The sequence below is a fragment of the Bariatricus sp. HCP28S3_D3 genome, from assembly GCF_052065755.1.
In the GTDB taxonomy this organism is placed as follows: domain Bacteria; phylum Bacillota; class Clostridia; order Lachnospirales; family Lachnospiraceae; genus Allocoprococcus.
Window position 1 is genome coordinate 51225 of sequence record NZ_JBQHTK010000015.1, and the last position, 19790, is coordinate 71014.

The 19790-nt window shown below is 42.3% G+C and carries 22 protein-coding genes and 1 riboswitch; of the genes, 10 read left to right on the plus strand and 12 right to left on the minus strand.

What is annotated here, in order from left to right; translation table 11 throughout:
- The first annotated feature begins 88 nt into the window (after positions 1-88).
- From ACTNB3_RS10595 to ACTNB3_RS10620, 6 genes are all read left to right on the plus strand, one after another.
- A complete protein-coding gene (locus ACTNB3_RS10595; protein ID WP_441025490.1) occupies positions 89-610 on the plus strand; it encodes a hypothetical protein in 522 nt (173 codons plus the stop codon).
- A gap of 84 nt (positions 611-694) precedes the next feature.
- Positions 695-1597, plus strand: a complete 903-nt coding sequence (locus ACTNB3_RS10600; protein ID WP_441025493.1) for a hypothetical protein — start codon at positions 695-697, stop codon at positions 1595-1597.
- Positions 1598-1752: 155 nt separating this feature from the next.
- A complete protein-coding gene (locus ACTNB3_RS10605; RefSeq protein WP_441025496.1) occupies positions 1753-1884 on the plus strand; it encodes a hypothetical protein in 132 nt (43 codons plus the stop codon).
- Positions 1885-1894: 10 nt separating this feature from the next.
- Complete coding sequence (locus tag ACTNB3_RS10610; RefSeq protein ID WP_441025499.1) at positions 1895-2107, plus strand: hypothetical protein; 213 nt, start codon at positions 1895-1897, stop codon at positions 2105-2107.
- A 137-nt stretch (positions 2108-2244) separates the two neighbouring features.
- Positions 2245-2874 carry a hypothetical protein gene (locus tag ACTNB3_RS10615; RefSeq protein ID WP_441025502.1) on the plus strand — a complete coding sequence of 210 codons (630 nt, stop codon included), beginning with the start codon at positions 2245-2247 and terminating at the stop codon, positions 2872-2874.
- Between the two features lie 65 nt (positions 2875-2939).
- Entirely contained in the window at positions 2940-4292 is a 1353-nt protein-coding gene (locus ACTNB3_RS10620; RefSeq protein ID WP_427819945.1) for a putative ABC transporter permease, read from the plus strand.
- 45 nt (positions 4293-4337) lie between these two features.
- Here ACTNB3_RS10620 and ACTNB3_RS10625 read toward each other — a convergent pair whose 3' ends face one another.
- From ACTNB3_RS10625 to ACTNB3_RS10665, 9 genes are all read right to left on the minus strand, one after another.
- Positions 4338-5174 (minus strand): carbohydrate ABC transporter permease, encoded by an 837-nt coding sequence (locus tag ACTNB3_RS10625; RefSeq protein ID WP_441025505.1) that lies wholly within the window; start codon positions 5172-5174, stop codon positions 4338-4340.
- Positions 5174-6040 (minus strand): carbohydrate ABC transporter permease, encoded by an 867-nt coding sequence (locus ACTNB3_RS10630; RefSeq protein WP_427819943.1) that lies wholly within the window; start codon positions 6038-6040, stop codon positions 5174-5176. Before ACTNB3_RS10630 ends, ACTNB3_RS10625 begins: the two co-directional genes overlap by 1 nt.
- A gap of 14 nt (positions 6041-6054) precedes the next feature.
- On the minus strand, positions 6055-7332 hold the full coding sequence (locus ACTNB3_RS10635) for a sugar ABC transporter substrate-binding protein (protein ID WP_427806903.1): 1278 nt from the start codon (positions 7330-7332) through the stop codon (positions 6055-6057).
- Between the two features lie 195 nt (positions 7333-7527).
- Positions 7528-9108 (minus strand): glucose-6-phosphate isomerase, encoded by a 1581-nt coding sequence (locus tag ACTNB3_RS10640; protein WP_441025510.1) that lies wholly within the window; start codon positions 9106-9108, stop codon positions 7528-7530.
- 137 nt (positions 9109-9245) lie between these two features.
- A complete protein-coding gene (locus ACTNB3_RS10645) occupies positions 9246-9482 on the minus strand; it encodes a DUF2871 family protein (RefSeq protein WP_441025513.1) in 237 nt (78 codons plus the stop codon).
- A 33-nt stretch (positions 9483-9515) separates the two neighbouring features.
- On the minus strand, positions 9516-9938 hold the full coding sequence (locus ACTNB3_RS10650) for a hypothetical protein (RefSeq protein ID WP_441025516.1): 423 nt from the start codon (positions 9936-9938) through the stop codon (positions 9516-9518).
- 15 nt (positions 9939-9953) lie between these two features.
- Positions 9954-10352, minus strand: a complete 399-nt coding sequence (locus tag ACTNB3_RS10655; protein ID WP_441025519.1) for a hypothetical protein — start codon at positions 10350-10352, stop codon at positions 9954-9956.
- A gap of 54 nt (positions 10353-10406) precedes the next feature.
- Positions 10407-10964 carry a CDP-alcohol phosphatidyltransferase family protein gene (locus ACTNB3_RS10660; RefSeq protein ID WP_441025522.1) on the minus strand — a complete coding sequence of 186 codons (558 nt, stop codon included), beginning with the start codon at positions 10962-10964 and terminating at the stop codon, positions 10407-10409.
- Positions 10965-11338: 374 nt separating this feature from the next.
- Positions 11339-12637: an amidohydrolase family protein gene (locus ACTNB3_RS10665; protein ID WP_427806913.1), complete on the minus strand. Its 1299-nt coding sequence runs from the start codon at positions 12635-12637 to the stop codon at positions 11339-11341.
- Between the two features lie 45 nt (positions 12638-12682).
- Positions 12683-12778: riboswitch (purine riboswitch) on the minus strand.
- 92 nt (positions 12779-12870) lie between these two features.
- Here ACTNB3_RS10665 and ACTNB3_RS10670 point away from each other — a divergent pair.
- Positions 12871-14109 (plus strand): chloride channel protein, encoded by a 1239-nt coding sequence (locus ACTNB3_RS10670; protein ID WP_441025525.1) that lies wholly within the window; start codon positions 12871-12873, stop codon positions 14107-14109.
- 63 nt (positions 14110-14172) lie between these two features.
- On the opposite strand, the gene ACTNB3_RS10675 is transcribed toward ACTNB3_RS10670, so the two are convergent.
- Positions 14173-15783 carry a PucR family transcriptional regulator gene (locus tag ACTNB3_RS10675; RefSeq protein WP_441025528.1) on the minus strand — a complete coding sequence of 537 codons (1611 nt, stop codon included), beginning with the start codon at positions 15781-15783 and terminating at the stop codon, positions 14173-14175.
- Between the two features lie 267 nt (positions 15784-16050).
- Between ACTNB3_RS10675 and ACTNB3_RS10680 the strand changes: the two genes are divergently transcribed.
- The 3 genes from ACTNB3_RS10680 to ACTNB3_RS10690 are packed head-to-tail and all read left to right on the plus strand — an operon-like array spanning position 16051 to position 18673.
- Positions 16051-16761 carry a DUF5058 family protein gene (locus ACTNB3_RS10680; RefSeq protein WP_427819933.1) on the plus strand — a complete coding sequence of 237 codons (711 nt, stop codon included), beginning with the start codon at positions 16051-16053 and terminating at the stop codon, positions 16759-16761.
- 24 nt (positions 16762-16785) lie between these two features.
- Positions 16786-17469: a hypothetical protein gene (locus ACTNB3_RS10685; protein ID WP_427806921.1), complete on the plus strand. Its 684-nt coding sequence runs from the start codon at positions 16786-16788 to the stop codon at positions 17467-17469.
- Between the two features lie 28 nt (positions 17470-17497).
- Positions 17498-18673 carry a M20 metallopeptidase family protein gene (locus tag ACTNB3_RS10690; RefSeq protein WP_427806936.1) on the plus strand — a complete coding sequence of 392 codons (1176 nt, stop codon included), beginning with the start codon at positions 17498-17500 and terminating at the stop codon, positions 18671-18673.
- 31 nt (positions 18674-18704) lie between these two features.
- On the opposite strand, the gene ACTNB3_RS10695 is transcribed toward ACTNB3_RS10690, so the two are convergent.
- Entirely contained in the window at positions 18705-19016 is a 312-nt protein-coding gene (locus tag ACTNB3_RS10695) for a hypothetical protein (protein WP_427806923.1), read from the minus strand.
- A 28-nt stretch (positions 19017-19044) separates the two neighbouring features.
- On the minus strand, positions 19045-19656 hold the full coding sequence (locus tag ACTNB3_RS10700) for a hypothetical protein (protein ID WP_427806924.1): 612 nt from the start codon (positions 19654-19656) through the stop codon (positions 19045-19047).
- Positions 19657-19790: the final 134 nt, after the last annotated feature.

A 19790-nucleotide genomic window follows, 5' to 3' on the forward strand; every position in this document is an offset into this window, starting at 1 on the left:
GTTTTAATAATCTGACAAATTCTCGTCAAATCACTGGCACAGGATCCCCGATTTTGATACAATACAATTATAATCGGGAGGTACTACTATGCTATTTTCGGATAAATTGAATTTTCTAATGAATCTCACACAGACTTCAAACAAAGAACTTGCGGCCGCCATTTCGGTGGATCGCTCTTTGATCAGCCTTCTTCGCACAGGAAAACGAGGAATGCCTCGAAACCGCGAGCACATTTCACGTATGGCTGATTTCTTTTCCAAACACTGTGTAGCTGACTTTCAGCGTCATGCGCTTTCTGAAATGCTGGAGCAGAGTATTCTGCGTTCTTCCATGCCCTCATCTGCGTTGGCTGAATATATCTTTAAATGGCTTTCCGATGATTACGATATTGTTGAAAATACACTGAGCAGGATATCTCACACTCCGGCTGTCCCTGAACCAAAACACAACATTTCAGCATCGAACCACATTTCGTCTTCTAATGATGAAACAGAATATTTTTATGGCAACAGCGGAAAAAGAGAAGCCATTCATCGATTACTCGGCCTCATGCAAACGCTTGAGCAACCTTCTACGATTCTGTTTGCTTATGACGACAATCTGGAATAGCTGTTCGAGGACTATTCCTTCACCCTTGAACTTCAGTCCAGCTTAATGGAAATTATCACCAGAGGCTTCACGATATGCCAGATCATGCCATCTATCAATTTTATGAATCGTTATGTCGAATCTCTGCGTTACTGGCTTCCGCTTTATGTAACAGGCCAGACGAAGGTATATTATTATCCCCGACTGCGCGATAATCTGTACCGTCATTCCATGATCGTTTTGCCCGGTCATTTTGCAATCTTCTCTACGTGTGTCGGGATGACAAGCAACCCAATCACACTACTTACCACCAATCCGTCTCTCGTTTACGCATACACCGGACAGTATAACGATTATCTGTCCCTCTGCCAGCCGGCACTGACTGTACACAACACTTCGGAAGAACTTATGGATTGTTTTGAGGATTTCTTTTCACAGCCGGGATCCATCGTCCAGAAAGTCTTTCCTATTTCAGCAACTACAATCCCGAGAGAGATTCTGGAACAGCTTCGAGATAAGACCGATCATGTATTATGGAAGACTGCTTATGAAAAGAATTTAAACGAACTATCCTCTTTTGAAGAGCATTTGAAGCATACCCCTTTTATCGACATATGCGAGCTGTCCGACCCGAAGGATATTCGTTCCGGGATGATTCCGATTGCAGCGCCTTACAAAACATACGACGGGCAGTCTATGTATACCCCGGAAACCTATGTGCTTCATTTAAAGAACATTCTTCGCTTGATGGATACCTATGAAAATTACTATTTCATTCCTTCTAAACCGGACACCAGACATGATTACAATCTCTTCGTCAAAAAAGAAGGAATGGCTCTTCTTGTCCGCAATACTGCTCCGACGCTGATCATAGAGCTGAAAAGACCGGAAATCGTAACCGCCTGCCGTGAACATCTTCTGCGTATGGCGGAACAATACTGCGACGGCATGCAGCGTACGAAAGCCCGCATGCAGATCAACGCCCTGATTCATGATCTTCAGGAATAAAGAAACGACCGGTTTTTGCCAAATTATAAGAAAAGGAAAAAACAGATTGACTCCCGGCATTCTCCGGTACTATAAGAGTTGTATTAAACAAAGGCGTTTTGCATAATTATGCAAAGCGCCTTTTCTATTAGGAATTACAAAGGAGGAGGAGAATTATGCAGGAAATGGATCTTTACAGGCACACCGATACGGTAAACGAACTGCTCGCCCGGTATGGTGTCAAGTTTGGTATTTATAAAAATAACGTATTCCATGAGCGAGAATTTCATCCAGCGTTACTGCTTTGACGCAGATGATATGAATTCCATTTATTCCAATCTGATGCGCGCGTACGACAATGGCATCACATTGCGCGAATCCATCGGAAGCGAAACACTTTCTTATATTCAGCTTGCAGTTTATGAGCTGAACAAGGCGCGCGTTTCACAGTCACCGCTTATCGAGCTTCAAAAAGTCATGGACAATATCCTCGCGTTCTGGGGTATTGAAGATGATCCGGCATTTTCGTAAAGACACGCTCTCATGGCGGTTTTGTCCGGAAGGGAGACGAAATCGGTCATATCGTCGATCCACTGCAGGGCATCCTGCTTGGCAGCGTCATCTCTCCGTCTGACGGATGGCTCTTTACCGTCCGTGAATATCCGGTCGTGGATGAAGGAGAGACCACACAGCGCATCGCTGCAGGAATTTTTGATATTGTAAATGATTATCCTTTCGGTATTCAGTTCGCCTCTTTCTATATGCCGGGTTCTTTTGTCCCGCATGTGCGTATGATGAAAACCGGATTTGAAAAGGTGGAGCTTGCCAAACAGTTCGGGCTTCCGTACGTTGTACTCCACACGCCTCGTCCCTTTGATACGACGACCTTGAATTACAACTGGCAGATCTGGGAGACCAACGCATTTTCCATTTACACGACCAACACTTCACGCATCGACCATGTCAGTGCGGCGCAGGCTGTGGAGGCCATCCTGAACTTTATGTCCAAGCAGCACATCATTCGCTACAACGGAAAGAACGGATATCTCTCACAGGTCATCGAAAGCGAGGACTTTATACCGGTGCGGGCGGCGGATGCAGGTTTCTTTGAGTCTTTCGTAAAAGCCGGTGATGAAATCAAAAAAGGGCAAGTTCTTGCACGGATCCATGATCCATATCTTGGCACGGTGCGCAGCACACTTTGCGCTCCGGTGCATGGGACAGTCGCTTTTGTCCACGATGAGGCAATGACTTATGAACATACCGCTGTTCTTAAACTGATTCGGGAGGAACGTTAATCACCGCTTCTTGCACTTCCTTCTCTCTTCTGCTATAGTGATAGGAAGAAATGGAGGCACAAAAGATGAGTTATTCAATGTATGAACTGCTATGGTTTTTTATTCTGTATTCCCTGGCAGGATGGGCGCTTGGCACAGCCGCGGCTGCTGTAAGAGAGAAGAAGTTTGTCGATATCGGTTTTCTGTTCGGTCCCTACTGTCCGTCCTACGGTATCAGCGCCCTACTATTTGCGGTCTTTCTGTCGGAGCTGAAAAATAATCTGTTCTTCCTGTTTCTGGGAGGAACCGTCCTTTCTTTCTTCGTAACGATTGGAACCGGTTTTGTCTTAGAACGTATTTTCCATAGAAAATGGTGGGACTATTCCAGAAAGCGTTTCCAGTTCGGAGGCTACGTCACACTTCCTTACACAGTTCTCTGGGGACTGATCGCTGTATTCTGCGTTTCATTTGCCAATCCGCTTCTTACAGATCTGATGCATCTGATCCCAAGAAGCATCGGCGAACTGATCTTGATCATAGCCGGAATCATTCTCGGCATTGACCTGATCGGAACCATCAGCGGCATTCTGACCGTGCGCTCCCGTGTAAATAAAGCGTCTATTGTATACAGGATTTCTGAAGACCTCCAGAATGCAGCGGACACACTGGGAGAAGATCTGACCGGCTGGACACTGAAGCATCTGAAAAAAGCCTATCCGAATCTGGACGAAAAAGCTCTGCTGCAGGCGAAACTTGAGAAAGAACGTGAACTGGAAGCAGCCAAAGAGAAAGCCGGCGTATTTGCCGTTGGATGCTCGTTCTATAAACTGGTATGCCTGTTCTTTCTCGGGGCTTTCCTGGGGGATATCACCGAAACCATCTTCTGTCTGATCACTGCCGGGAAACTAATGAGCCGAAGCAGTGTGGTTTATGGCCCGTTCAGCATTGTCTGGGGACTCGGATGTGTGCTGCTTACAGCCATTTTATATCAGTACCGGACCCGCAGCGACAGCTATATTTTCGTATTCGGCACTATACTCGGCGGGGCCTACGAATACATCTGCAGTGTCTTCACTGAGATTGTTTTCGGCACGGTATTCTGGGACTACAGCCATATCCCGTTCAATCTGGGCGGCCGAATCAACCTGCTGTACTGCTTTTTCTGGGGTATCGCCGCCGTTGTGTGGCTGAAAATCCTCTACCCGCTGTTCTCAGGCTGGATTGAAAAGATTCCGAAGAAAATCGGCGTAACTTTGACTTGGGTGATGATTGTCTTTATGATTTTTGATATGATCATGTCCGGGCTTGCGATGGCGCGCTATTCCATCCGGCAGACCGAAGGTGTGAAAGCATCGACAGGGCTCGAATATTTTCTGGATGAACATTTCCCAGATGAGCGAATGGAACGGATTTATCCAAATGCAATTATTGTTGAATAGAATTAAGGCTGCCAAACGGCAGCCTTTTGCATGTATCATATTCGCTTATCCCTTCACAGACCCTCCCATCATTCCGGAAATCAGATATTTCCTGAACAGCATAGCTGTGAGCGCCGGTGGAATCAATGCGGTCATTCCGGCCGCGGCAATCAATCCATATTGAATAGAGTCTTTCGTCATAAATTCCGACACAACAATCGCCATCGGCTTTGTCTCCATGGATGAAGCCAGAATAAGCGGTATCTGAAACTGACTCCATGTATTCAAAAACATAATCAATGTCACGGAAAGAATAATCGGGCGGGAAAGAGGTAAGATGATCCGGGAAAATGCCGCTCCTCTTCCACATCCATCTATCATAGCTGCCTCTTCCAGCTCTTTTGGAATCGTCGCAAAATAGTTGGATATCAGCCATGAAGCCATCGGCAGATAGGAACTGACATACACCATGCTGAGCCAGAAAATATGATCCAGCATTTTTCCTGCTGCAAACATACGATAAAGGGGAATGATCGTTGCCATTACCGGAATCACCATCGTGATCAGGAAAAGATTCTTGATCACCTTTCTCCCCTTGAACTCCATCCTGCTTAAAGCATAGGCACTCATCATTGCAATCGGGATTCCAATAACGAGTGTAATACCTACTGCCCTCATCGAATTATACATTCCTTTAAAAAACGCATTTCCTCTTCGACTTCCTGAAAACAATTCTACATAATTAGCAAATGTAATACTCTCCGGCAGCATTTTAGAAGTCGGAGCAAAAATCGCATAATCCGGTGTAACAGATATCATGAATGTCCAGACGAATGGGCCGACTGTAAATATCAGAAACAGAATCGTTGCCAGAAAGTACCCTGCTCTTTTTACATATTTCACTAGTATTCCACCTCCTTATTCAGGCTGCGCAAGTAGAATACTCCAAGAATCAACGCAAAAAACATGACGATATAGGTCATGGCACTTCCTTTTCCAAAATTCAGGAACGTAAATGTCGTAAGATAGCTCTCCATCAATATATTTTTTCCCAGATCGCTATATCCTGAAAGTGCAACAATTTCATCAAATACATTGATCGCTGTTACGGATGTCGATGTGATACCCACCGCAATAAACGGTCTCATGAGAGGCATAGTAATATATCTGAAAATCATTCCCGGTGTTCCGCCGTCCATCTTAGCCGCCTCATAAAAGTCCACCGGAATCGACTGTCTTCCCGCCAGACAAACCAAGGCCATAAAAGGAATGCTCCTCCAGACCACCACAATGGAAATCACCAGCAGAAGCGTCCATCTCGATCCAAGAAATTCGATTGGTTTACTAGTGGTCCCAAGGCCTATCAAAAGTTTATTCAAGAATCCATATCCGGAGAAAAATACAAACTTCCACAATACTCCATTTACATACGGCGGCAACGCCCATGGCAATATAGACAATGATAGCAAAATACCTGACCATTTCACATCTACATTCAAAAATGATGCCACAAGATATCCGATCAAAGTAGTAAAGACCACAACAAAGACCAGAATAAATATTGTATTCTGCATACTGTACCAGAATGAGTCCGACTGAATTATATCAAGATAATTCTTGATTCCCACAAAATGGATATCTCCCGGGGCCGTCAGTTTCCATTTCTTTAAACTATATGAAAATGTCGCAATAATCGGATAAAATACTAATACACCCATGATGAGAATCATGGGTGTTAGTAAAAGATAAGGTAATATCTTTTTTTTCATTATTTATTTCCTAACTATTCGTTAATTAACTTTTCCAGCGCTGTTTCCATTTCATTGAAAGCTTCTTCTGCTGTAAGTTCGCCGAGTGCCATTTTGTTGATTGCATTATACATTGCACTGCTCATTTCTGCATAGTAAGAAGGTACACCGTTCGGGAACGGAGAAGCGATCAACTGTGCCTGTTCCAGCATTGCTCCCGCATTCTGAATCGTTCCGTCATTGATCAGTTCTTCCAAAACCGAATTACGTGTTGGAATTGCACTATTTGTTTCATTTAACTGCTTCTGCATATCAGCAGAGGTATACCATTCCACAAATTTCTTTGCAGCTTCTTTGTGTTCTGAAGTTTTTGTTACACCAATAGCCTCCGGCAATGCCATTGTCTGCGTTGCTTTTGCATCTTTTCCCGGGACAAGAATCGGCGCGATCTCACCGACAACGCTGCACTCTTCTTCATTATTTGTTCTGGATACAAAAGAAGTCGGTCCGGTCAGAAAGCTTGCGCTTCCGGAGCAAATACGTTTGTAAGCATCCATTCCTGAAGATGTCTTGTCTTCCGGTGCAACCAGTTCTTCCTTTACAAGCGTTTCCATATACTTAAGAGCTTCCATTACGGATTCTTCGTTGAAGGTTCCGTCTTCGTTCCATACAACGCCGTTCATGGTATAGGCAAGCCACATCAGGCATGTTGATGTCTTTTCTTCCGCATTTAAAGCGATTGCAAACGGATACTCTGCCGTTCCGGTAGATTTCAAAGTTCTGCAGGCTTCCAATACGTCATCCCATGTCTGCGGCTCCTCAGTGATACCGGCCTCTTCAAACTGTTTCGTGTTGTAGTATGAAAGACGATAGTCATTTGCATATGGTATCGCCAGGACTTGTCCGTCTTTTGTAAATGTCTCAAGAGTAGGCATGTCTGCTTTGTCCGCATCTGATACTTCCAATGGTTCCAGCCAGTCTGCCGCATAGAACTCTCCTACCCAAGACCAATCAACCTCTACTACATCCGCTGCGCATTGTCCTGCTGATGATGCAGTCGCCAGTTTTTCGCGGATATCATCCCATCCCACTTCAGAAATCTCAACTTCAATTCCGGTTTCCTCTGTGAAAGCCGCAAGCTGATCGTCCGTCGGGATTGCCCAATCCGGTGCCATAAAGGTAATCGTTTCTTTGGCTGTTCCTTCCTCTTCTTTTTGTTCACTGTCACCACTTCCGCTCTTTCCGCCACATCCGGTAAGCATGACACCAATCATCGAAGTGATCAACAGTATGCTCATTAGTCTTTTTTTCATAATTTCATCCTCCCATAGACTATCTCTTTTATATATACTATCAATACATTTACCGTATATCAAATAGATAAAATCTATATACCAATTATTTATAGATTTTATCTATTCATAATTCCCATCAGAATGAGCAAAATACCAAAAGGGAGCCTTCATTAAGAAAGCCCCCTTCTATGTATAAGTCTTTGTAAAATATGCTTAAATATTCAGCAGATCACTATATTCCTTCAATGCACCATCTGTATCATGTGCCAGAACTCTCTTCGCCAGCACTTTACCAAGCTGTACGCCTTCCTGGTCGAAGCTGTTCACATTCCATACGAATCCCTGGAACATGATCTTATTTTCAAAGTGTGCCAGAAGTGCGCCCAACGCCTTCGGGTCAAGCTGATCACCGATGATAATGCTTGACGGACGGCCGCCTTCAAAGTTCTTATTACGGTTCTCATCTGCTTTTCCACATGCAAATGCAACGATCTGAGCCACTACGTTAGCGCAGAGCTTCTGCTGGCTTGTGCTGTCCTGGATCACAACATCTGTACCGATCTGGCTGTTCTTAAATCCCACGAACTGAAGCGGTACAATATCAGTTCCCTGATGAAGGAGCTGATAGAAAGAATGCTGTCCGTTCGTTCCCGGTTCGCCGAAGATCACCGGACCGGTCGGATAGTTTACAGGTTCTCCAAAACGGTTTACGGATTTACCGTTGGATTCCATATCAAGCTGCTGCAGATGTGCCGGGAAACGGCTCAGTGCCTGAGAGTATGGAAGGACAGTTGTTGCCGGATATCCAAGAACATTACGCTCATAAACACCAATAAGTGCATCCAGCATTTCCGGATTCTTCAATACATCTTCATTCATAGAAAGCTTGTCTTCTTCTGCCGCGCCTTCCAGGAACTCTGCAAATACTTCCGGTCCAAATGCCAAAGATAATACAGCGCCACCAACTGCGGATGTAGAAGAAAAACGTCCGCCGATATAGTCATCCATAAAGAATGCTGCGAGGTAATCATCACTCTTTGCAAGCGGAGATGTTTCACTGGTAACAGCAATCATATGCTTTGAAGCATCCAGTCCTGCATTTTTCAGAGCATCCTTCACAAAGGATTCATTTGTCAGAGTTTCAAGAGTTGTACCTGACTTAGAAACCAGTACGAAAATAGAATGTGCAACATCAATAGAATTCAGAACTGCTGCCGCGTCGTCCGGGTCTACGTTGCTGATGAATTTCGCTTCCATCTTGAACTTGCCGTTCTTCTTTGCCCAGTTCTCAAGTGCCAGATACATCGCACGCGGACCAAGGTCACTTCCGCCGATACCAATCTGTACAACCGTTGTAAATTTTTCTCCTGCTGCGTTCGTAATCTCTCCCGCATGTACTTTATTTGCAAAATCAGCAATCTTATCCTGCTGCTCTACATAAAATGCACGTTTGTCAACGCCGTCTGCCACTACCGGATCACCCAACTGTCCGCGTGTCAACTGATGAAGCACAAGACGTTTTTCCCCTGTATTGATCACTTCACCATTATAAAGAGCTTTGAATTTCTCCGTAAGCTGTGCCTCCTTGGCCAGTTTAGCAAGAGCGTTTAATACATCATCATCTACCTGCTTCGCCGCATAATTATAAGTAAGCCCTGCAGCCATCGGTACACTATAATTTCTTACACGTTCTGCACCATTTTCACCGCTCATCACTTCCGCCAGATTCACACGATCCACATTTTCCAATTCCTGATAGGAAGCAAGGGTATCTAAGTTCTTCCAGGTAACCATAATAGTTTCCTCCTTAATAAAGATATTGACTTATAAATTCTCATGAACTCTTATAATTATACTATTAATAGGCTCTGAATTCAAGACTGCGGGCCGCAAGTTTCTTAACAGGTACAAGATGCATATATTATTCCCCCTTATACTGTCTTCTTTAACGAAATCAATAATAAAACAATTCCCACTCCGGTCAAAATATGCCCAATTCCAGCAATCCCTGAAATGGAGGCGCTAAGCGCAGATGAAAGTGACAAACCGAGTACCTGTGTCACACCGCGCACCAACATCATGACCGCTGTGAGCGGAACTCCGATATTATAAATCCACATAAATACCCGGAAACTTTTCACTTTCTGCAGCTCCTGCCATAGCAGCAATCGCGTATCCCAGTGAAAAAGTCAAATATTTTTTCAATAATTCTCGCTTCCTTTCATCGCTTTGTAACCAATCAGAACAACCCAGACATAGGCGCATGTCTTCGGAATCATCAGCATCCCTACAGGCGGCACTGTATCCGCAAACAGCACAACCGGAATATAACAAGCGAAACTAAAGATCACAGCAAGATACAAAAACCGGAACGCTTCATCCTTCGTCTTCTCTGCACTTTGACAGAACAAAATCACAATTAATATACCAAGAATGGTAAACGGAATATTCCGGTAAATCCCCCAGGACAGTGGTGCCTCGGCACTGGTCCATTCATTTTGCGGCATGAGACACAACACAATTCTGCCGAGCGCTGTCGTATAATTTTCCAGCCCCGTCGTGCAAAGTGCAATCGCTCTCGGTACGAGGTGAAACGCATCGCCACACCCCAGAATGACCGCCATCTGGCGGGAATTATGTTACCGGTAAAGAACTCTGCTTATGATCTCAACAAGTGTGTCACAGTTTCCGTTTCCTTGTATAAGAAAAAGCAATATATTGTCGAGCACAAATCCAACAAACGTCTCCTCAGTAAATGACTCCGAAAATGCGCCTTTGGCAACTGCCTGATCTGCGTGCAGTACATTCAAAAGTCCCGCATTCATATGCGTGAAATAACGCTGCATAGTGCGTTTTGCTTTCCCTTTTTCCGAATTCGCAAGGCTGATTGAATGGGTGGCAAAAAAATCCGGGTATTCCCCGACTCCCTTCTGTACGCATTCAAACAAATACCTAACATATCCGGAAAACGAAAAATCGCTTCCTTCGATATGATGCTCGTATTCATTCCACTTACCTCCAACATGAACAATGTTCATAATGCCACTATTTTGCTTCCATGTCTATAAACGCGGGCTCGATTCACAACAAATTTACTTACAAAGTAACTGCGAATGAAATTTCAAGTACATCATGATTGCAAATACTTCCAGCCCGATCATCAGAACAATCATCGCATTGCCTACCGCATCCGGAATATTCGATATAAACAGGAGAACCAGAATGCAAACGTCCACCACTGCAGTACACACTTTTCCGTACCACTGTGCACCATTTAACGTTTTTTTCACCTTCAGCAAATAAATCCCCATGACCGCCATATAGATTTCTTTGACCAAAAACACAATAAAAAACACTTTCATCCATGGATGTCTGAGCGCAACCGCAAGGGCAAGTGTTCCCTGAACCAATTTGTCCGCCACTGGATCCAAAATTTTTCCAAAATTTGTAATCATGTTAAATCTTCTCGCGATAAAGCCATCCAGAGCATCTGACAAAAAGATCAGTCCCAGAATCACAAACGTTATAGTAAATTCTTCCCTTGTTTTAGCCCGGTAATAGCATATCAAAAACACCGGCAGCATCAGTATACGAAAATATCCGAGCATATTTGGTATTGAAAATAGTTCTTTTTTCCTTTCTTTCATCATCGTATCCTCCTAGTGACTAGTACACCGAAAAATAAGTTTCTGATACATTGACGCAGGATGATTGTTTCATATGCAAGGCGGAAGAATGAGGCGTAGCGGTGGCTACGTCGATTGACGACAACGCTGCAGATGAAAAATCAGACAAGTCAAGGTGTCAGTTACTTATTATTCGGTGTACTAGGGGGACGGGTTCCCTGGTCACTCTAATTTTGTATCTATAATGTTGTTAAAAACATTATAGATGTTTTGTGTGTTTAGAAATATGTTCATGTTATGAGCTAATGAGTTTCACTTATATTATAGCATTTAGGCGAAAAAAGTAAATATGAAGGAAAGTCCAGGTCAGGGTTGTTTCACGAAGTATTTTGAAACTACTAAGACCTCCACATTTTTTGGCAAGAAACACTTTTCCCTCTTATATATTTTTCCTTAATTTCTCTGTCATCCGCTAAATAAATCAGCCGTTCCAGCCTTTTTCCCACATCTAGTTTCTGCGGATGCTCCAGGCGGCTGTCATCCAGGACAACCGCATCAAATTCATATCCCGGTTCAAAACTTCCTACTCTTCCAAAGAATGCTCCGCCTCCTTTTGTGGCCATATAGAATACTTCATCAATTGTGAGTGGTTTTAAGGAAGAATCCAGCATTCTCCATCTGAGCTTGGAGACCTGAATTGCCTGTGTCATGGCATAAAAAATATTTTCTGATGAACCGGCAGCCACGTCACTCCCCAGCCCAACATGAATTCCTTCCTCCAGGAAACGACGCACAGGTGCTGCTCCCGATGCCAGATTTGCGTTAGATTCCGGACAATGAGCGACAAAAACGCCCCGCTCTTTTATCATTTTTATTTCTTTCTCATTACTATAAACACAATGCGCCATTATTGTAGGACATTCTCCACCAAACAAATCAAATCTGGCATATGCATCTGCATATACTTCTGCCCAGGGACATAATTCTTTCACCCATTCTCCTTCACTTGGATTTTCCGAAAGATGAGACTGTACTGGAAGCCTATAAAGCTTTTGTATCTTATTCAATTCATTCATAAGCTCATCTGTACAGCTTGGAGTAAAGCGTGGCGTAAGAATCGGAAGTGTATTTTGATATTTCCGATTCTCCACTTGCATCAGCCATTTTACAGTTTCTTCCGCCGATACCCTGTAAGACTCCTCACTCAGATAATCCGGTGCATTCCTATCCATATTTACTTTACCCACCATAGTTACTAATCCACTTTCTTCCAACCGATCCATCAAAAGCATCGTTGCATCACGATGAACCGTCGCAAACACACACGCCCTTGTCGTTGCACTCTTTTTAAGATTATCGGTAAAAATTCTGTAAGCTTTATCTGCATATTCTAAGTCCTTAAATTTGGCTTCTTCCGGGAACGTATTTGTTTCCAGCCAATCCAAAAGTTCCAGGTCCATTCCAAGGCCACGGAATGAATACTGGGGTGCATGGATATGCAGATCCGTCAGCCCTGGAATAATGATGTGATCTCCATAGTCAATAACCGGCAGATTCTCATATGCATCCGGGATTTCTTTGAATACACCTTCGCTTCTACCTTCCACACAAATTACATATTGATTTTCTGCCACTTCAATATTATCACTCTTCCGGCTGTAGCAAATATTCCCTTTAAGAATAAAATCGGTTCCCATTTTATTTCTCCTCTCTCTGAACGTAGAAATTCCCACTGCTTTGATATAAAAGCAGTGGGAACTTATAGTCAACTATTATGGTAGTTTGTAGAAACGTTCAACCAATCTTGAACATATATAAGTTTTTTGTTTTTATTTTACCATTTTTTCTTTATCATTTCAATAGGGGACAAACCGTCCAATTTATTATATAATATACAAACAACACTAATTATATTAACGGCGGTATACATATGAGAAAAACAAAGATTACAAACAAATTAAAACTGATTCTGTTTTGCGCCATCCTTGGTTCAGTCTCAGGTGCAGTTCTATGGCTCTTTCTGAGATTAGTTCACTTCGGAACGGAGTTTTTATGGAGCAAACTTCCGTCTGCTGTGGGAAGCCCTATCTGGTATCCTATTGTAGCCTGTACTGTGGGCGGTGCCATCATCGGCATATTTCGGAAATGCTTCGGTGACTATCCGCAATCGATGGTAACTGTCATCGGTACAGTAAAGAAAACCGGCACCTATCCTTATCGCAAAATTATAATCCTTCTGATTGCCGCAGCTCTTCCGCTTATTTTCGGAAGCAGTGTTGGTCCGGAAGCCGGAATGGTAGGTGTAATGGTAGCTCTGGGATGCTGGGTAAATGAAAATGTTAAATTTGCGAAAGACAATACGGATTTTTACTCCAAAGTCAGCGTGGCGGTTTCACTGTCTGCCCTCTTTTATTCCCCACTTTTCGGCTTCTTCTCCGCTGTAGAAAATGAGGATGTCTCCCAGACGGAAGAGAAAGAAAATATAGACTCTAATTCAAAGCTTCTGGTTTATGGGGTTTCCATTGCCTCTTCGCTTGGGATTCTGACCTTACTCAACCAGCTTTTCGGCAAAGTTTCCGAAGGTTTTCCTAGTTTTGAAAATGCCCAGCCCGACAAATGGGACATAGCAATGCTGCTCGTATATCTGATTTGCGGAATATTGCTTGGCCTTTTCTTCGAGAAATCAGAAATGTGGTTCGAAAAACTTGCCGAAAAAACTCCTCCGATCTTAAGTGAGCTTCTGGCCGGACTGGTTCTTGGCTGCGTAGTTGCTTATCTTCCGGTTATTCAATTTTCCGGGGAAAGTCAGATGGCAGTGCTTATGAACGATTACGCCAAATATGCACCTTTAGCAATGATTGGAATTGCTTTTTTGAAAATATTGATAACAAATATGTGCATCCAGATGGGCCTCAAAGGAGGGCATTTCTTTCCGGTGATTTTCTCGGCTGTCTGCCTGGGATACGGGATCTCCCTTTTTGTATTTCCACTAAGTGCTGCCCACGCAACCTTTGCAGCTGCAATAACCACGGCAGCCACTCTAAGCGTATCCATGAGAAAGCCTCTGGCAGTTACATGCCTTCTGTTTCTTTGCTTTCCCGTCAAGATGGGATTATGGATATTCCTTGCCGCTGTTCTGGCAGGCCAGATGACAAAAAATAAATTATAGCTTCTAACGGGGTGCTCGCTTGATTGGCACCCCGCATCAACACACATACAGCTGCAATCTCTGCTAAAGAGTATTTCTTCTCATCTGATAAAGCTTCATAGCCAGTTCAACCTCTGTATGTAAAGTAACATCTTTCAAATCCATATCCAGTATTTCGCAAATTTTCTGAAATCTATACTTTGCGGAATTGTAATGAATAAACAATTTCTGTGATGCTTCTTTGATATTCCATCCACATTCTATAATCATGTCGAGAGTTTTCAGCAAATCCGCATGGTTTTTTGTATCATACAATTCCAGGGGCTCCATATATTTCTTGCAGAACACAACCGTTTCACTCTGATCAGAAATCGAAAAAAGCAACCTGTAAATCCCCATTTCATCATAAAACATGATGCAATCAAATTTTTCCATTTGATAGCCTAATTCCACTACCCGCTTCGCTTGCTCATAGCTTTTGTGAATATTAATGATTCTGTCAACATATTCCCCGACCGCCATTGTAATCGTGAACGGCACCACATTTGAAAGATACTTCTGTATCTGATGAAATGCTTCTTTCAATTTTCCTTTAACAGACGAAATATAATCATCAGAAATTAAAAATGCAACCGTATCACTCTGCTTATAATATTTTGAATTAGGAAAAAACTGCTGCATATATTGAATGGACGCACGAAATATACAGTCTGTATAATTCTGTAATTTTGAATTCTCCTCCGGATCCAATTTCGTCAAATAATTCTTTTTGATATTATTGATGTCTACAAGAACCGCAAAACCTCCTTCTTTAAAATCCCATCCATACAGCTGAGCTCTTGTCCGAATTTCTTCTATCGTTTTAACATTATTGAAAAAAAGATCCTCCACAAACGAAGTTTTGTATTTTTCTTCAATCATTGTATTGCTGATTCTCATCTGCATCCTCAGAATGATAACAATGCTTGCATATTCGATAGCAGTTTTATAGATATTTATTTCCCAATCATTTTTCCCTGCCATTTTATTTCTTTCTGTGAGATCTACAAGATACCCATATTGTCTTTTTTTATCTTCCACAACAAAATATTCATATTCATCTGCATAATCCGAAATATTCTCACAATAATCTTCATACTTTTCATTTTCATCGGAAAAATAGTTTTTTTCAAACACCTTATCTATAAATAGCACAGGAGATTTAATCAAATCACTCAATGTATATAGAATCTCAGGTATACTGCTTCCTTTAATTGCCAATTCTATAAAACTTTTATGAATATGGCTGGATTCCTCCAATTCTGACGCCTGCACAGATATAATATTAGAAAGTACCGGGTTGATAATATCACAAAAGGCAAATTCTCCCGGACACGATATAAGCGGAAAATGTTCCTTATTAGCCAGTCCTATTGCTTCCTCCGGAATTTCTTTCAGATAACGATCTAATTTCACAACTAATGCACTGATTCCCTTATGAATTACTTCCTTTGTAAATTCAATAAATGTTTCCTCTTTATCACTTACCGCATATGCTGTAGTGATCACAACTTCATTTCCCCGAAGCCAGTTCAATCCGTCCGGAGTATCTATAACAGTAACTGATGATATTTTTCTGTCTAATCCTGATTCTCCTGCAATCACTTTCAAATTATTCTTCAATGAGGGAACCTGCAGCAACTCATATACTGTCATCCTATTCTCCTTTCTTCTGAAGTCTAAGGTTTTCTGGTATCTAACATTGATAGTATAATATTTTATTACAAAAACGTCTTTGTATCTTATGTATAAATAAGCATATATTATTTTGTATGTCAAACACAATTTTTGTTATTTCAATTCTGTTTTTTATTTCTTTTTTTGTACTTCAAACACATGTTTTTTTCATTTACAGAATGCTATACTTCTTAACATAACAAGTGTTAACACGAAAACAATCAAATGATTATAAGGAGTGAGATTATGGATTATGTAAAAATTTCAAATTCAGGCGTTCTTTGGCTGTTGTGTGGTGTTACGGTAATCATTTCTTTTGTTCAGGCACTTTTATATATGCGCATGGCAAAAAAAACTGCAGTAAAAGCAAATATTTCTAACGAAATTCCCAAAACCGCTTTTCGTGTCGGATTAATATCCGCTATCGGACCGGCTCTTGGTGTTTTCATTGTTATGGTCGGTTTAATGTCTTCGATCGGAGGTCCACTGGCATGGCTTAGGCTCTCCATCATCGGCGCAGCTCCCACTGAACTAACAGCAGCAACGCTCGGTGCGGAAGCTTGCGGTGTGGAGCTTGGCGGCGCAGGATTTACGTTAACTGTAATGGCTGTCAGTTGGTTTACAATGACATTAAATGGTGCCGGATGGCTCGTATCTACAGGCGTGATCACACCTGCTCTCGAAAAAGTCCGAAACAAAATAAGCGGCGGTGACGGAAAATGGCTGATTATTCTAAGTGGTGCCTGTTCTCTTGGTATCTTCGGTTATTTAAATGTAAATGAAATTTCCAAAGGATTTGGAAATACAGCTGCCGTATTAGGCGGAATTTTCAGTATGATGTTCCTTTCAAAATTTGTAGTACCAAAATTTCCAAAACTGCGTGAATATACTTTAGGTATTACCATGATAATCGGAATGGCCTGTGCAATTATTTTTGATTTGGCTGTCGGTTTATAGTGAGTTTACAGGAGGTAATAGAATATGGACAATAATCAACTTTTAAAAGAATGGAAACGAAATAGTATTCGAATCGGAAGCCCTACCAATCTTCTAGCAGCCATCACTTCATTCATCCCGGTTATCTGGCTCTGCACGAAATATAATTGCTGGCCAGATCCAAAACTGATTTTTTCTGCATGGGGAATGGTTGCCCTGTCTTTCGGTGCTTTCTATATAGTGGAGCCGGTTTCCTATTATGCTTCACTGGGTCTGACTGGTACATATCTAAGTTTCCTTTCAGGAAACATAGGAAACATGCGTGTTCCCAGCGCAACAATGGCTCTGGAAACAACAGGAAGTAAACCCGGAACTCTTCAGGCTGAAGTTGCATCTACCATGGCAATCTGCGGTTCCATCGTAACAAACCTGATTGCCACAACCAGTGCTGTATTAGTTGGTTCAGCTGTTGTATCTGTCCTTCCTGAATTTATTACAGCAGCCCTTACCAAATATGCTGCTGCCGCCATTTTCGGAGGAACATTCGGAACATATGCAGCCAAATACCCTAAAATAGCTGTATTTGGCATTGGACTTCCATTACTTTTAAAATTCACAATTGCTCCACCGACATGGATGCTTATCATCGTATCTGTATTCGGCAGCCTCGGATTTGGTAGATTTTTATATGTAAAAGAAAACAAAAGCACTGCATCAAAGAATGCATAAAAGAATAATAGGAGATGTTAAAATGAGCATGTGGGAAGAATGTAAAGAACTTCAAAATGACCTTGTAAAAATGAGAAGAGACCTTCATCAGATTCCGGAACTTGGCAAGATTCTTCCAAGGACCCAGGAATACATACTAAATGAATTAGAAAAGCTTGGAATTCCTTATAAATGTTCAAAAACAGATAGCAGCATTATTGCTGATATCGTAGGGGGAACTCCCGGCAAAACGATTGCGCTTCGAGCTGATATGGATGCGCTCCCGATCAAGGAGCTGAATGCTGTAGATTACGTTTCTAAAAATGAAGGGTGTATGCATGCCTGCGGACATGATACACATATGACTATGCTTCTTGGCGCTGCAAAAGTATTAAGTCAACATAAAAATGAATTAAAGGGTACTGTGCGTCTTCTGTTTCAGACCGCTGAAGAATTGTCCAAAGGGGCACAGATCATGATAGCTGACGGCGCTATGGCAGGTGTCGATGCTGTATTCGGGCAGCATATCGGAACAATTCTCAACAAAGACATCCCTGCCGGCAAATTCATCCTCACCCCAGGCTGTTGTATGGCTTCATTTGATCGATTCGTTATCAAAGTAGAGGGACATGGGTGTCATGGCTCTACTCCCGAAAAAGGTATTGATCCTATTAATATCGCTTCACATATTGTCATTTCTCTTCAAGAAGTAATTGCAAGAGAAATTTCCGCCACCAAACCGGCTGTTCTCACAATAGGTTCAATCCATGGTGGTAATGCATACAATGCGATTCCGGACACAGTTATGATTGAGGGTACCATACGTGCTCTTGAGGAACCTATAAGACGTAAATTAGCTCAGAGAATTGAAGAAATTGCAAATGGTGTCGCCTCTACCTTTGGCGGAACCATTGAATTTGAAATGGATTGGGGTGCGCCTCCGGTCATCAACAACGATGCTATGGCCCACCTCGCGATCGATGCGATTACGAAAGTAGCCGGCTCTGAAAATGTGATTACACAAGTACCTGCTCCAAACATGGGCGGTGAAGATTTTGCTTACTTTTTAAATGAAGTTCCGGGGGCATTTTTCTTTTTAAGTTCTTCTAATAAAGAAAAACATACGGATGTCGCACACCATAATCCGTTATTTAATATAGACGAAGATGTTTTATATCTTGGATCTGCTGCATTTGTTTCAATAGTAGAAGAGTTTTTGAAATAAACAAAGGGGGCCGTGCCCCCTTTTGTTCACTCTATTCTTTTTTTTCTAAACTTCTCCTGACCTCACACAGGAGTCCGGTTCCTGACAGTAGCAATATCATGATCCAGAATACTGCCTGACTCTGATCTCCTGTTTCCACCTTTGTTTCACTGCCATCCGGTGGCTGATCCTCATCTTTTGCATCATTCTCCGGAACATCTTCCGAAGCTGCTATCACATAGGCTTTGACTTTTGTGCTCCCGGCATAGTCCGCATCTTTCGCCTCCTCAGCCAGAGCTGTCTTGGAAAAACCCAGGAAGCAGATACAGCTAAGAAGAGCCAGGACCATAACTCTTCGTATCAAATTTCTCTTTGTAGAGATATGTTCTTTTCTACTGTGCATTCACGTTTACAATTCTTGTATAGAAGTTCAAAGTTCCGGAATATGCGCCACCCCAAACATCCAGATCTTTGCCATATAACTGGTTGCAGTTTAATCTCAACTGATTCGTGTGCTCCTGAACTGCACCGGTGAATGTTATAAACAGAAATCCATTCTGATACCACGTTCCATCCTGAACGTTCGAATTTTGGTCATACATCTCATATGTGAGGGAACAATCTGAATTTTCTCCCAGCAGTTTAAATGGATCATTCATTGATTCTGCAGTTTCATCTTTCACCAGAACAGCAATGCCCTGACCAGCTGCTAAGCCTTCAGCTTTTATACATTTGACTGTAATATCTACAGAAGAATAGGCATCTGCATCTGTTGTAGGCTGTTGCAGCGTTCCAAAGTCAACACTTTGCGGAATGGTAATAAGATAGTCAGGTTTATTATCATTATCCGTAACATTGGCGTGTACTTCCGTATCTCCCCTTTGCCTGGTCTCTTCTGACGGATCAAGCTCAATATCTGCTGCCAGAACGCCCATTGTGCAAGATACCAGCATTGCTGCTGTACATAACCCTGCCATCATTTTTTTCATTACTGCTTTTTTCATCTGAATTCCTCCTACTTCACATAGGTAGTGTCAAAAACTACCTGTTTTTTTGTTCCAAAATTCAATAAAAACCTTGATTTTATGGGAGAATGCAAATAAAAAGAGCATTGACCTCCCTTTTTCTGGTATAATGT

Excerpts from the sequence above, each read along its gene's own strand:
- ACTNB3_RS10595 (WP_441025490.1), top strand. The coding sequence starts at position 89 with ATGCTATTTTCGGATAAATTGAATTTTCTAATGAATCTCACACAGACT.
- ACTNB3_RS10600 (WP_441025493.1), top strand. The coding sequence starts at position 695 with ATGCCATCTATCAATTTTATGAATCGTTATGTCGAATCTCTGCGTTAC.
- ACTNB3_RS10605 (WP_441025496.1), top strand. The coding sequence starts at position 1,753 with ATGCAGGAAATGGATCTTTACAGGCACACCGATACGGTAAACGAACTG.
- ACTNB3_RS10610 (WP_441025499.1), top strand. The coding sequence starts at position 1,895 with ATGAATTCCATTTATTCCAATCTGATGCGCGCGTACGACAATGGCATC.
- ACTNB3_RS10620 (WP_427819945.1), top strand. The coding sequence starts at position 2,940 with ATGAGTTATTCAATGTATGAACTGCTATGGTTTTTTATTCTGTATTCC.
- ACTNB3_RS10630 (WP_427819943.1), bottom strand. The coding sequence starts at position 6,040 with ATGAAAAAAAAGATATTACCTTATCTTTTACTAACACCCATGATTCTC.
- ACTNB3_RS10635 (WP_427806903.1), bottom strand. The coding sequence starts at position 7,332 with ATGAAAAAAAGACTAATGAGCATACTGTTGATCACTTCGATGATTGGT.
- ACTNB3_RS10640 (WP_441025510.1), bottom strand. The coding sequence starts at position 9,108 with ATGGTTACCTGGAAGAACTTAGATACCCTTGCTTCCTATCAGGAATTG.
- ACTNB3_RS10650 (WP_441025516.1), bottom strand. The coding sequence starts at position 9,938 with ATGGCGGTCATTCTGGGGTGTGGCGATGCGTTTCACCTCGTACCGAGA.
- ACTNB3_RS10655 (WP_441025519.1), bottom strand. The coding sequence starts at position 10,352 with ATGAACATTGTTCATGTTGGAGGTAAGTGGAATGAATACGAGCATCAT.
- ACTNB3_RS10660 (WP_441025522.1), bottom strand. The coding sequence starts at position 10,964 with ATGATGAAAGAAAGGAAAAAAGAACTATTTTCAATACCAAATATGCTC.
- ACTNB3_RS10665 (WP_427806913.1), bottom strand. The coding sequence starts at position 12,637 with ATGGGAACCGATTTTATTCTTAAAGGGAATATTTGCTACAGCCGGAAG.
- ACTNB3_RS10670 (WP_441025525.1), top strand. The coding sequence starts at position 12,871 with ATGAGAAAAACAAAGATTACAAACAAATTAAAACTGATTCTGTTTTGC.
- ACTNB3_RS10675 (WP_441025528.1), bottom strand. The coding sequence starts at position 15,783 with ATGACAGTATATGAGTTGCTGCAGGTTCCCTCATTGAAGAATAATTTG.
- ACTNB3_RS10680 (WP_427819933.1), top strand. The coding sequence starts at position 16,051 with ATGGATTATGTAAAAATTTCAAATTCAGGCGTTCTTTGGCTGTTGTGT.
- ACTNB3_RS10685 (WP_427806921.1), top strand. The coding sequence starts at position 16,786 with ATGGACAATAATCAACTTTTAAAAGAATGGAAACGAAATAGTATTCGA.
- ACTNB3_RS10690 (WP_427806936.1), top strand. The coding sequence starts at position 17,498 with ATGTGGGAAGAATGTAAAGAACTTCAAAATGACCTTGTAAAAATGAGA.
- ACTNB3_RS10700 (WP_427806924.1), bottom strand. The coding sequence starts at position 19,656 with ATGAAAAAAGCAGTAATGAAAAAAATGATGGCAGGGTTATGTACAGCA.